The organism is Mesocryomonas lacus (assembly GCF_055730105.2).
Window position 1 is genome coordinate 810,856 of record NZ_JBUZWF020000003.1, and the last position, 12,540, is coordinate 823,395.

At 65.4% G+C, this 12,540-nt stretch carries 12 protein-coding genes and 1 tRNA gene; 8 read left to right on the plus strand and 5 right to left on the minus strand.

Going from position 1 to position 12,540, the window contains the following annotated elements:
- Positions 1–7: 7 nt before the first annotated feature.
- Positions 8–1,069, plus strand: a complete 1,062-nt coding sequence (locus ACZLZQ_RS13505) for an ABC transporter ATP-binding protein (protein ID WP_472949783.1) — start codon at positions 8–10, stop codon at positions 1,067–1,069.
- A 59-nt stretch (positions 1,070–1,128) separates the two neighbouring features.
- Here ACZLZQ_RS13505 and ACZLZQ_RS13510 read toward each other — a convergent pair whose 3' ends face one another.
- Positions 1,129–1,686: an acyltransferase gene (locus ACZLZQ_RS13510; RefSeq protein ID WP_472949784.1), complete on the minus strand. Its 558-nt coding sequence runs from the start codon at positions 1,684–1,686 to the stop codon at positions 1,129–1,131.
- A gap of 577 nt (positions 1,687–2,263) precedes the next feature.
- Here ACZLZQ_RS13510 and ACZLZQ_RS13515 point away from each other — a divergent pair.
- Entirely contained in the window at positions 2,264–2,464 is a 201-nt protein-coding gene (locus tag ACZLZQ_RS13515; RefSeq protein WP_472949931.1) for a response regulator transcription factor, read from the plus strand.
- Positions 2,465–2,598: 134 nt separating this feature from the next.
- On the opposite strand, the gene ACZLZQ_RS13520 is transcribed toward ACZLZQ_RS13515, so the two are convergent.
- Together ACZLZQ_RS13520 and ACZLZQ_RS13525 are read right to left on the minus strand one after the other, a co-directional pair.
- Positions 2,599–2,673, minus strand: a tRNA-Val gene (locus tag ACZLZQ_RS13520).
- A gap of 169 nt (positions 2,674–2,842) precedes the next feature.
- Entirely contained in the window at positions 2,843–3,517 is a 675-nt protein-coding gene (locus tag ACZLZQ_RS13525; RefSeq protein ID WP_472949785.1) for an HAD-IA family hydrolase, read from the minus strand.
- Between the two features lie 219 nt (positions 3,518–3,736).
- On the opposite strand from ACZLZQ_RS13525, the gene rpiA reads away from it, so the two are divergent.
- The 5 genes from rpiA (at position 3,737) to ACZLZQ_RS13550 (ending at position 8,989) form a co-directional block, all read left to right on the plus strand.
- Complete coding sequence (gene rpiA, locus ACZLZQ_RS13530; RefSeq protein ID WP_472949787.1) at positions 3,737–4,435, plus strand: ribose-5-phosphate isomerase RpiA; 699 nt, start codon at positions 3,737–3,739, stop codon at positions 4,433–4,435.
- Positions 4,436–4,619: 184 nt separating this feature from the next.
- Positions 4,620–5,186 (plus strand): DUF2059 domain-containing protein, encoded by a 567-nt coding sequence (locus ACZLZQ_RS13535; protein ID WP_472949788.1) that lies wholly within the window; start codon positions 4,620–4,622, stop codon positions 5,184–5,186.
- Positions 5,187–5,342: 156 nt separating this feature from the next.
- Positions 5,343–6,734, plus strand: coding sequence for a glutathione-disulfide reductase (gene gor, locus ACZLZQ_RS13540; protein ID WP_472949789.1), 1,392 nt, complete (start codon positions 5,343–5,345; stop codon positions 6,732–6,734).
- Between the two features lie 73 nt (positions 6,735–6,807).
- Positions 6,808–7,431: a gamma-glutamylcyclotransferase family protein gene (locus tag ACZLZQ_RS13545; protein WP_472949791.1), complete on the plus strand. Its 624-nt coding sequence runs from the start codon at positions 6,808–6,810 to the stop codon at positions 7,429–7,431.
- 178 nt (positions 7,432–7,609) lie between these two features.
- Complete coding sequence (locus tag ACZLZQ_RS13550; protein ID WP_472949792.1) at positions 7,610–8,989, plus strand: class II 3-deoxy-7-phosphoheptulonate synthase; 1,380 nt, start codon at positions 7,610–7,612, stop codon at positions 8,987–8,989.
- A 239-nt stretch (positions 8,990–9,228) separates the two neighbouring features.
- Here the strand turns inward: ACZLZQ_RS13550 and ACZLZQ_RS13555 are convergent, their stop codons facing one another.
- Both ACZLZQ_RS13555 and ACZLZQ_RS13560 read right to left on the minus strand, forming a co-directional pair.
- On the minus strand, positions 9,229–9,888 hold the full coding sequence (locus ACZLZQ_RS13555) for a DedA family protein (protein ID WP_472935003.1): 660 nt from the start codon (positions 9,886–9,888) through the stop codon (positions 9,229–9,231).
- A 251-nt stretch (positions 9,889–10,139) separates the two neighbouring features.
- Positions 10,140–10,712 carry a DUF1003 domain-containing protein gene (locus ACZLZQ_RS13560; RefSeq protein WP_472949793.1) on the minus strand — a complete coding sequence of 191 codons (573 nt, stop codon included), beginning with the start codon at positions 10,710–10,712 and terminating at the stop codon, positions 10,140–10,142.
- Between the two features lie 159 nt (positions 10,713–10,871).
- On the opposite strand from ACZLZQ_RS13560, the gene ACZLZQ_RS13565 reads away from it, so the two are divergent.
- Entirely contained in the window at positions 10,872–12,539 is a 1,668-nt protein-coding gene (locus tag ACZLZQ_RS13565) for an NAD+ synthase (RefSeq protein WP_472949794.1), read from the plus strand.
- The last annotated feature ends 1 nt before the right edge of the window (position 12,540 follow it).

Sequence of the window (12,540 nt, forward strand, 5' to 3'; positions counted from 1 at the left end):
TTGCATAATGGCTGAGGTCAGCGTCAAGGGTATCGTCAAGCGCTACGGCAGCGTCGAAGTCATCCATGGGGTGGATGTCGACATCGAGGATGGCGAGTTCGTCGTGCTGGTCGGCCCGTCCGGATGCGGAAAGTCGACGCTGCTGCGGATGATCGCCGGGCTCGAGGCGATCTCCGGCGGCACCGTCTCGATCGGCGGCAAGGTGGTCAACGACAAGCTGCCAAAGGACCGCGACATCGCCATGGTGTTCCAGTCCTACGCGCTCTACCCGCACAAGACGGTGCGCGAGAACATGGCGTTTTCGCTGATGATCAAGGGCAGCCCGAAAGCCGAGATCGCCGCGAAGGTCAAAAAGGCCGCGGAAATCCTCGATCTGGAAAAACTGCTCGACCGCTATCCCAAGCAGCTGTCCGGCGGCCAGCGCCAGCGCGTTGCGATGGGCCGCGCCATCGTCCGGGATCCCCAGGTCTTCCTGTTCGATGAGCCGCTGTCCAATCTTGATGCGAAACTGCGCGTCGCCATGCGCGTCGAGATCAAGGAACTGCACCAGCGGCTGAAGACCACGACGGTCTATGTCACGCACGACCAGATCGAGGCGATGACCATGGCCGACAAGATCGTTGTGATGAAGGACGGCCATGTCGAGCAGATCGGCAAGCCGCTGGAGCTCTACGACAATCCCCGCAACATCTTCGTCGCCGGCTTCATCGGCTCGCCCTCGATGAACTTCATCAAGGGCCGGATCGATGCCGCCGAGGGCAAGCCTGTCTTCGTCTCCGAGAAAGGCGCGAGCTTCCCGGTCGGCGAGATCCGGGCGGAGAGGGGGCAGGCGGTTGTCTACGGCATCCGGCCCGAGCACATCGCGATCGGCCCGGGCGGCATTCCGGCCCGCGTCTCGCTGCTGGAGCCGACCGGCTCGGAGACCCAGATCTTCGCCAAGGTCGGCGGCGATGCGATCGACGCGGTGGTGAAGGACCGGATCGACATCGATCCGGGCGACGAGGTCTCCTTCCTCATCGACCCGCGCCGTGCGCACCTCTTCGACGCAAAAACCTCTGCGCGGCTTTGAGCCAAGAGGGATTGCGGATACGGGTTGTGGGCCTTCGGAAGCTGAAGACGCCTCCAGTGTTAGGCGCGCTTGAAGCTTTGGGATGCTACCACATCTCTGATGTACCTGGCTGGATTTCCAGCAAATACTGTTCTAGGCGGAACATCTTTGGTTACCACTGACCCGGCGCCAATGACGCTGTGATCGCCTATTTTTACGCCGGGGAGAACAATGGCGCTATTACCTATCCATACGTTATTTCCAATGGTGATAGCCGACTGCAACACACCCTCACCTTCGGATACCTCATGGTAGTTTGAGTCTTGCATTTGAACGCGATCGCCAATCAGACAATTATTTCCGACCGTGATGGAAACTGAGCTTTCCAAGATAACGCCACTGTTGATGAAACTGCGATCGCCGATTGAGATCACGCCACCGAAACCGACGCCAAGACGGGTTCTAGCCCTGATTCCCCGAAATGATACCCGCGAACCAATAGTTATCGTTCCGGCACCGCCAGCGCTCGGCGCCGCACCAAGGCATACGACACGATCCGCAATTCTGATGCCGCGGGACCGCCACATGGCGGTAACTAAGAGGCCTTTCACGAAGGCTGAGATTTTGTATCGGTTCAAGAGAGGCCTCCTGCAAGCGGGTGAACCTGCCGTAAATATTCGACGACTCACCGATTGGGTTGGATAAACAGCTTCTGAGCCAACAGAGATAGGCTCGTCCTCATCCGGGCAGTTAATCACTAAACACGCATGACCGACTTCGGCAGAATCAAGGGCGAGGCCAGCCTGCTTGCGACATCGACCTTCCGGCGGCTGTCGCGTCGAGGTGGGCAAGGAAGGGATGCGCGCCCTGATGAGCGACTGAGCCGCGAGCGGCGCATGGGCCGCCAATAGCGGCCATAGATGCGGTTCGAGCCGGATCGCTTACACACCGAACCTAGACGATTCCGCGCCCCGTTCGCGAGGGGTCGCTGGCTTTGCCTCCAGTTCCTAAGCGAAGCAGCGCTACCCACCCCTGCTCGAGGCGAAGAGTGTCGATCAGACCTCGACGCTTGAATCGGGGTGCCTGGGGCTGGACTGGTCGTGGCTGACTATTCATTCCAGCGGCGTCAAAAGCCTCATGAGCAAATTGCGATATCAAATTAGCCGCGTGTCGCGATGGGCTTTCAAAAAAAGGGGCGTTTGATTCCCTCGATCGCTGCGACCAGCACGGGACGCTCTACAGTCTGTATGCCGACTTCGCGCGGTCGGCAAAACTAGATGGGAAGTCGCAGCGATCCTGAATATTGTCGAGGGAACAGTGCGTAATCATCTCGCTGCCATCCATCACAAGCTCGATGTCGGGAGCACAACCCACGCCGTCACCAAGGCGATCCGGCAGCGGCTCATCTCATTCTGAGGATATAGTCGGTGTCATATGTCGGCGATGATCTTTCGAGCCAACCGCTCTGCCTGCCACGGCATGAACTGCCAGTTCGGCTGGACACAAGCCTTAGACCGACGTCAAAACCCTGTTAGAACTTGGGGGGCAAATGGTGGTCGCGCACAGGATCGAACTGTGGACCCCCTCGGTGTGAACGAGGTGCTCTCCCACTGAGCTACGCGACCATCCGCAGCGCCGAGGCGCTGGTGAGGGTGGGCGGATATAAGGGCAAGGGGGGTGTCAGGTCAATCCGCCCGCCGAGCGGTTTTTGCGCGCCGTGGGCAACGCGAGGATCGGCCTCGGTGGCGCTCCCGTATGTCGTCCTGTTCATCGGCGGGACGCGATGGGCCGGGATCAGCCGTGGCGGCCGGTCAGGCGGTCGGCGAGGGGGGCGTCGAGAAAGACGTAGTCTGAGAGGATGATGGTGGCATCGGCTCTGGCGCGCGCGTCCGGGGCGTAGCCGAAGTCGACGAGGACGCACGGCACGCCGGCAGCGAGAGCGGCATCGGTGTCGGTCGCGGTATCGCCGACGAGGAAGGCGGGGCCGCCTCCGGCCCGCTCGATCGTGCCGAGGAGATGGCGCGGATCGGGCTTGCGGCCGGCGAAGGTGTCGGCGCCGCAGATCGCCGCGAAGCGGTCGGCAAGGCCGAGCATGCCGAGCAGCTTCACCGCCAGCCGCTCGGTCTTGTTGGTGCAGACGGCGAGGCGGTAGCCGGCCGCTGCCAGCCGGTCCATCGCGGCGACGACGCCGGGCAAGGGCGCCGAGAGGTCGGCGATGTGGGCCTCGTAGTCGGCAAGGAAGACCGTGAACTGGCGTTCCATCTCGGTTTCCACCAGCGGATGGCCGAGCCGGTCATAGGCGTGCTGCAGCATCACCCGCGCGCCGTGTCCGGCGTGCGGGCGCGCTTCCGTCAGCGTGGTCGGGGGCAGCCCGGCGCCGATCAGGCAGGCGTTCAGGCTGTTGGCGAGGTCCGGCGCGGTGTCGACGAGGGTGCCGTCGAGGTCGAACACGGCGATCGGCTGCGGCATTCTGGTTTCCTGTCGCTCTGTCGGTCCGGGACGCGGGCGCGCTTCGTCCGGCTTGATGCGCAATCGCCGTGGGGTCGTCAAGCCGCGGCGCGATCGAGCGGCAGGACGGTCGAGCGCGGCCCCGCGGCACCCGTAACACGAGGGGCATTCGACAGCCTCGGCGTTTCGCGATAGAGCCGAGGGCAAGGCCGGTGGAGGGCCGGTTTCAGGGAGACATCTATGAGCGACGCCGCCAGCCTGAAGGATCGTGCCGCGCGGGCGGCTCTCGCGCATGTCGAGGACGGCATGCGGCTCGGCATCGGCACCGGCTCGACCGCCGAGGCCTTCATCCGGGCGCTCGGCGAGCGCGTTGCCGGCGGGCTGAAGGTGACGGGTGTCGCCACCTCCGTACGCACGGCGGCGCTGTGCGAAAGCCTCTCCATCCCGATCGTGACGCTCGAGGAGATGCCGGAACTCGACCTCACCATCGACGGGGCGGACGAGCTCGACACGGATTTGCGTCTCATCAAGGGAGGCGGCGGCGCGCTGCTGCGCGAGAAGATCGTGGCCGCCGCTTCCGCGCGGATGATCGTCATCGCCGACGCCTCGAAGCGGGTCGACACGCTCGGCGCTTTCCCGCTGCCGATCGAAATCAATGGTTTCGGCCTGATGGCGACGTTTCTCGCCGTGCGGCGCGAGGCCGGGCGGCTCGGCCTTGGCGGGGAAATGACGCTGCGCCACCGGGACGGCGCGCCGTTCATCACCGACAGCGGGCACCTCATCCTCGACGCATCATTTGGCCGCATTCCGGACCCAGAAGCGCTGTCGCGCGCGCTTCACGCCATTCCCGGTGTCGTCGAACACGGTCTGTTCCTGGGATTGGCCACGACGGCGATCCTGGCGGGAGAGGCGGGGATCGAGATCCTCGAAGCGCCCTGACGCTGGCGCGGGGACCGCTCGCGGGGGCTTGCGGACCGCGCCGAACAGGGCCATGCAAGGGCATGCTTCCGGCTGCACGTCGCGCCCGGCGCGCGGCGCCGGCCATGTGACTTGCTAGACGCCCGAACGATTGGGTAGGGATCCGTCCTCGACGGAACGACAAACGGATGGAGACAGGGCTTTCATGGTTCTCAACGATATGATGCGTCGCGGAATGCTCGCACTGGCAGCCGTCGGCCTCATGGCGGGCGCGCCGGCCCTGGCCCAGGAAGCCACGGCGTCGCATCTGGCTGCCGCCCGCGCCGCCATCGATGCGATCGACTCGACCGAGCAGTTCGACAACATCCTCATGAACGCGGCCACGCAGATCAAGTCGGACCTGATCGGCAGCAATCCCAACATGCAGTCGGAAATCTCCGACATGGTCGACGAGCGGGCGATCGCGCTCGCTCCGCGCCGCGGCGATCTCGAGAACGAGGTGGCGCGCACTTATGCCAAGCTCTTCACCGAGCAGGAACTCAAGGAAATCGCCGCGTTTTACGGCTCGCCCACCGGCCAGAAGCTGTTGAAGCAAGGCCCCGTCGCCTCGCGCGAGATGATGGCCGCCGCCGACGTCTGGTCGAACGGCATCGTCCGCGACCTGCGCACCAGCGCCGCCGAGGGCATGACCGCGATGCTGCCGCAGCCGGCCGGTGCCACCGCGCCGCTGACCGATCCTGCAACGCCCGCCACCGGTTCGTCGGCGCAATAGGCTCGGTCACCAGCGCGTCGCGCGCCCGAAAGTGAACGAGGCGGCCCCGCAAGGCCGCCTTTTTCGTGCCATCGAACACCCTATCTCAGGCGGGCGTCCGGACCTTTCAGGCCGGCGCCATGCCCCCGCATCATCCTGCCGGCAAAGGGATCCGCCTTGAGCGAACATTACGACTACGACCTCTTCGTCATCGGCGGCGGCTCCGGTGGCGTGCGCGCGGCGCGGCGAACCGCGGCGCTCGGCCATCGCGTCGCCATTGCCGAGGAGTTCCGCTACGGCGGCACCTGCGTCATCCGCGGCTGCGTGCCGAAGAAGCTGTTCGTCTACGCCTCGAAGTTCTCCGAGGATTTCGAGGACGCCGAGGGCTTTGGCTGGTCCGTCGGGCCGACGCGCTTTGACTGGCCGACGCTCATCGCCAACAAGGACCGCGAGATTGACCGGCTGGAGAAAGCCTATCGGGGCAATCTGGAGAAGGCCGGTGTGGAGGTGCTGGTCAGCCGCGCCGTGCTGGAAGACCGTCACACCATTCGCCTGACGGCGACGGGCCAGACCGTAACGGCGGAGAAGATCCTGATCGCCGTCGGCGGCCGCGCCAATCCGCATCCCGGCCTGCCCGGCGCCGAGCACTGCATCACCTCGAACGAGGCGTTCCACCTCAAACGCTTGCCGAAGGCGATCGCGATCCTCGGCGGCGGCTACATCGCGGTCGAGTTCGCCAACATCTTCCACGGGCTCGGCGTCGAGACGACGCTGATCTACCGCGGCAAGGAAATTCTCCAGGGCTTCGACGACGATTTGCGAACCGGCCTGCACCAGGCGATGGAGAAGAAGGGCATCCGAATCCGTTGCGAAGAGATGATCGCGGAGGTCTCGATGAAGGCCGACGGCCGCCTCAACGCCCGGCTCGGCGGCGGCGAGGTGCTGGACGTCGACGAGGTGATGCTGGCCATCGGCCGCAAGGCGAACACAGAGAACCTTGGGTGCTCGGCGGCAGGGGTCGATCTCGACGAGCGCGGGGCGGTCGTTGTCGACGACTATTCCCGCACCAGCGTCGACAACATCTGGGCGCTCGGTGACGTCACCCAGCGTCTGCAACTGACCCCGGTGGCGATCCACGAGGCGATGTGCTTCGTCGACACGGTTTTCCGCGACCGCCCGACAAAGCCGGACCTCGACAACGTCGCAACCGCGGTGTTTTCGCAGCCGGAGATCGGCACGGTCGGGCTGACCGAGGAGCAGGCCGGCAAGGCCTTTGCCGATGTCGAGGTTTACCGGGCGCAGTTCCGGCCGATGCGGCATGTCCTCGCGGGGCGGGACGAGCCGATGCTGATGAAGCTCGTCGTCGATGCCGCCTCGCGCAAGGTCGTCGGCGCGCATATCCTCGGCCCGGATGCCGGTGAGATGAGCCAGTTGCTCGGCATCGCTGTCAAGGCGGGCGTCACCAAGGACGATTTCGACCGCACCATGGCCGTGCACCCGACCATGGCCGAGGAACTCGTCACCATGTACGATCCGACCTACCGCCTGAAGGACGGCGTCCGGGTCTAGATCCCGGCGTCCCACGGGGCTCGCCGCATGCCGCTGCGGTGGGCCACGAAGGGCGGCCAAGCCGAGAGCAGCCATGCTAATCCACGACGACCATCCCGACTTCGAGACGCTCTCCGGTGACGGGCGGGTCGTCGCCTATTTCGGCTACGGCTCGCTGGTCAACAGGGCGACGCTGCGCACGCGCTTCCTGGCGATCCGCCGGGCCGAGGTGATGGGCTGGCGGCGGTTCTGGCTGCCGCGACCCGGCGGTATTGCGCTCCTTTCCGTCCGGCCCGACCGGGGCCATGCGACGCAAGGGGTCGTGGTCTACGATCATGCCGACAACCTCGCCGCGGTCGACTTGCGCGAGGCCGGTTACATCCGGCGCGATGTCGCGGCCCCGGCGATCGAGGCGGCTCCGCGGGTGGGGGCAACCGTGCATATCTACGAGGCCATCCACCCCGAGGTCGACGCCGCCGATACCGGCGCCACCATTCTCCAATCCTATCTCGACGCGGTGCTGCAGGGTTTTTTGTCGCTCTACGGGCGCGACGGCGTCGAGCGGTTCGTCGCGGAGACCGAGGGGTTCGAGACCGAAATCCTCGCCGACCGCGATGTGCCACGCTATCCCCGCGCCGTGCGGCTGGCCGACGGGGAGGCGGACCTCTTCGACGGTCTCGTGACGGCGCGCGGCGCGATGCTGCGGCCGATGGGCTGACCTCGCGCAAGGGTGCAGCGCACGGTGACAATCCCCGCCAATCATGTCTATAAGCCGGCGAGGGGGTGTCGCTCTTTTCCGCGCGGCGCCCGATCCCCAGTTACGCAACGACAGGCTCGCCACGGCGACCGACGACCGGCGTCAAGACCGGTGCCAAACGTCTGAAAGAGAGAACAGCATGGCCAAGGACTGGACTCCCGCAAGCTGGCGCTCGAAGCCCGTCGAGCAGATGCCGGACTTCCCCGATGCCGCGGCACTGGCCGAGACCGAGAAGCGCCTCGCCAGCTTCCCGCCGCTGGTGTTTGCGGGTGAGGCCCGCAAGCTCACGAGGGCATTGGGTGAGGTGGCCGAGGGTCGCTCCTTCCTGCTGCAGGGCGGTGACTGCGCCGAGAGCTTCGCCGAGCACGGCGCCGACAACATCCGCGACTTCTTCCGCGCCTTCCTGCAGATGGCGGTGGTGCTGACCTTCGGCGCCTCCTCGCCGGTGGTGAAGGTCGGCCGCATCGCCGGACAGTTCGCCAAGCCGCGCTCATCCGGCATGGAGACCGTCGGCGGCGTGTCGCTGCCCTCCTACCGCGGCGACATCGTCAACGGTATCGAGTTCGACGAGGTTTCCCGCATCCCCAACCCCGAGCGCCAGATCGAGGCGTACCGGCAGTCGGCGGCGACGCTGAACCTGCTCCGCGCTTTCGCGCAGGGCGGCTATGCCAATCTCGACAACGTTCACCAGTGGATGCTCGGCTTCCTGTCCGGCAGCCCGCAGGCGGAGCGCTACGGGCATCTCGCCGACAAGATTTCGGAGACGATGAACTTCATGCGGGCGATCGGCATCACCGCCGACACGCACCCCGCGCTGCGCGAGACCGAGTTCTTCACCAGCCACGAGGCGCTGCTGCTCGGCTACGAGCAGGCGATGACCCGCGTCGATTCGACCTCGGGTGACTGGTACGCGACCTCCGGCCACATGATCTGGATCGGCGACCGCACGCGCCAGTTGAACAATGCGCATGTCGAGTACTGCCGCGGCATCAAGAACCCGATCGGCCTGAAATGCGGCCCGTCGATGGATGCCGATGGCCTTCTGAAGCTGATCGACGTGTTGAACCCGGAGAACAAATCGGGCCGGCTGACGCTGATCACCCGCTTCGGCCATGACAAGGTGGAGGCGAACCTGCCGCGGCTGATCCGCGCGGTGGAGAAGGAGGGCCGCAAGGTCGTCTGGTCGTGCGATCCGATGCACGGCAACACCATCACGCTGAACAACTACAAGACGCGGCCGTTCGACCGCATCCTGACGGAGGTGCAGACCTTCTTCGACGTGCACCGCGCGGAAGGCACCCACGCCGGCGGCATCCACATCGAAATGACGGGCAAGGACGTCACCGAATGCACCGGCGGCTCGCGCCCGGTCCTCGCCGAGGACCTGTCGGACCGCTACCACACGCATTGCGACCCGCGCCTCAACGCCACCCAGGCGCTGGAACTCGCCTTCCTCGTCGCCGAACTGCTGAAGAAGGACATCGAGGCGCACGCCCCGAAGCAGGTTGCCAACCTCTGATGGGCTGACGCTTCGGCCGAAATGCATTTGATGAAATGACAGAAGGGCTGCCGAAAGGCGGCCCTTTTTGCAAAGCAAATTACCAAGCTATTGGATGTGCTTGCGGGAAAACGTTCAGGCGTTGACTCAGTCTGTTCAATCGGACTGGAAGAGACTGCACGGATCCGTTTGGCCACTTGAACACAGTGCAGTGGAAAGCGACCCAAACACTCTGCTTCCGCGCGGTATCCTTAGTCGCGCTATTCCTCGCCATCGCCTCTCGGCCGCGTCTTCGACCTGACGTGGACAGGTTCCGCTTCCCCCGTCGCCGTCCTGCTACCGCGCACCCGCGCCATGAAAATCGGCCCCCACTGCCGCCAGGCGAACCAGGCCGACAGGGCGATGGCGATGACGATGAGGGTGATGCCGACGCCGCGCTCCATCAGTTCCAGCCGGGCGAAGACCGTGCCGATGGAGTAGCCGAAGACGTAGCCGATGGTGGTGAACAGTCCGGCCCAGATGCCCGCGCCGATGAAGTTCAGCACCAGGAAGCGTGGAATGCTGATCGAGGACAGGCCGAGCGCGATCAGGCCCGGCATGCGCAGGCCGTAGATATAGCGGTTCACGATGACGAAGAAGGCCTGGTACTTGTCGACCAGCCTCAGCGCCTTCGCGAACTTCGGCTTGGCCTTCCAGCGCGAGACCCAGCGGTGGCCGGACCAGAAGCGCGAGAACAGGAAGACCGCGAGATCGCCAAGGAACGAGCCGGTGAAGGCCAAGAGGGCGATCGTCTCCAGCGGATAGGAACCGCGATAGGCGAGGAACCCGCCGATGATGGCGAAGACCTCGCCTTCGAAGAACGTCCCGACGAAGACGATGATGAGGCCATATTGGCTGATCAGGCTCAGAATTTCGTACACGTGCGCCCCGCTGGATCGCCCGGCGTTCCCCCGGGTCGTCTGCCGTTACTTCGCGAAGGCGGCGAAAGTCTCATTGCCCTCACGTTTTCCTTGCGGTCCGGCTGGGCAAACCGCAAGCGTGGATGCCGGCCAGCGACCGCGCCGGAGCGCCCTATGTCGGTGCTTTCTGTGGATTTGCAAACAGCGATCGGGTTCGCCCGTCCCTAGTGCGTGGGCAGCAGGATGCTCCCGCTCGGCCGGAATGCCAACTTTCAGCCGTCGACTTGCGTCGTCCGGGCCCCAAGGCTCGCCTCGATCGACGCCAGCCTCGCGGCGATGATCTGCAGCGTCTCGGCCACCTTCTGCGCGTCTTCGCGGCGCATCTCGTCGAGCTTGTCGTGCAGCGCGAGGATCTCGATCTCGGCCTTGAGGTTGATCTCGTAGTCGTGGCTGGCGTCGAGCCGGTCGCGGTCGGCCGCGCGGTTCTGCGACATCATGATGATCGGCGCCTGGATCGCCGCGATCATCGACAGCACGAGGTTGAGGAAGATGAAGGGGTAGGGGTCGAATGCCTCCTGCGATAGGATGACGGTGTTCAGGATGACCCAGGCGACGAGGAAGCCGAGGAAGCAGAGGATGAAGCTCCAGGACCCGCCGACGCGGGCAATGCCGTCCGCCAGCCGTCCACCGAGCGAGGTCTGCGCAGTGAAGCTTGCATTGACGTCGCGGGCGATCGTCGTGCCGCTGAGGGCGCTGTCCAGCACCCGGCGTTCGTTGGGCTTCAGGAGGTCGAGCGAGCGCCCGATCCAGCCTCTCGCCTTGGCGTCGGTGAAACCCTTGCGCATCGCATTCTCCTTGCCTGCCGCCGCAAAACGGGCCGCGGCATTGCCGCGGTTTCCGTTCGGGCTCGCGCCGCCGGTTCCCGCTTGATATGAGGCGGGTCATGCACCTGCCATATCCCCTTCGAAAGGGAAGCAGGATGAAATCTTGGCAAGGAGCCTCGCGTGACGCCAAACCGACTGAAGCTCGCCGTGGCCCAGCTCAACCCGGTGCTCGGCGACATCGCCGGCAACCTGGCTCTCGCCCGGAAGGGGCGCGTACAGGCTGCGGCGAAGGATGCCGACCTCGTGCTCTTCACGGAGCTTTTCATCTCCGGCTATCCGCCGGAGGACCTCGTGCTGAAGCCGGCCTTCGTCGCCGAGTGCATGGCGGCGGTGGAGACCCTGGCGCTGGAGACCGCCGATGGCGGTCCCGGCATGATTATCGGCTGCCCGCTGCGCACCGAGGCCGGCCTCTACAACGCCGTGGCAATCCTCGACGGCGGCAAGGTTCTGGCCTGGCGCTCGAAGGTGGACCTGCCGAACTACGGCGAGTTCGACGAGAAGCGCGTCTTCCAGGCCGGTGACATGCCGGGCCCGGTGAACTTCCGCGGCATCCGGCTCGGCATTCCCGTCTGCGAGGATATCTGGGGCCAGCTCGGCGTCTGTGAGACGCTGGCCGAGTCTGGCGCCGAGATCCTGCTCGTGCCGAACGGCTCGCCTTTCTACAAAGAAAAGCTCGACGTCCGTCATCAGGTGGTGCTGCGCCAAGTGATCGAGACCGACCTGCCCATGGTCTACGCCAACATGCTGGGCGGGCAGGACGACCTCCTCTTCGATGGCGGCTCCTTCGCCTTCCAGGCCGACCGCTCGCTCGCCTTCCAACTGCCGGCCTTCGACGCCGTTGTGGCGGTGACCGACTGGGTGCGCGGCGACGAAGGCTGGGTCTGCGAGAACGGCCCGGTGGCGACGATCCCCGCGCTCGACGAATCCGTCTGGCGCGCCTGCGTCCTTGGCTTCCAGGACTACGTCAACAAGAACGGCTTCAAGAGCGTCGTGCTCGGCATGTCCGGCGGCATCGATTCGGCCGTGGTCGCGGCGATGGCGGTCGATGCGCTCGGCAAGGACCGCGTCCATTGCGTGATGATGCCTTACCGCTACACGGCGGCCTCCAGCCTCGAGGATGCGGAAGCCTGCGCCCGGGCGCTCGGCGTGCGCTACGACGTGGTCGAGATCGCCGCGCCGGTGGAGGGCTTCACCGCCGCGCTCGCAGGCCTCTTCGAGGGCCGCCCGGCGGATGTCACCGAGGAGAACCTGCAGAGCCGCGCCCGCGGCGTCATCCTGATGGCGATCTCGAACAAGTTCGGCGCGATGGTCGCGACCACCGGCAACAAGAGCGAGATGTCGGTCGGCTACGCCACGCTCTACGGCGACATGAACGGCGGCTTCAACCCGATCAAGGACCTCTACAAGACCGAGGTGTTCCGCCTCGCGCACTGGCGCAACGCCAACGTGCCGAACGGCTCGCTCGGCCGCGGTGGCATCGTCATTCCCGAGCGCATCATCACCAAGCCGCCCTCGGCCGAGCTGCGCGAGGACCAGAAGGACGAGGATTCGCTGCCGCCCTACGAGATCCTCGACGCCATCCTCGAGCACCTCGTCGAGCATGACGGCAGCGTCGACGCGCTGGTCGAGCGCGGCTTCGACCGTGACACGGTCAAGCACATCGAGCGGCTGCTCTACATCGCCGAGTACAAGCGCCGGCAGTCGGCGCCGGGGGTGAAGGTGACGCGCAAGAATTTCGGCCGCGACCGCCGCTACCCCATCACCAACCGCTACCGCGACGGGGCCTGAG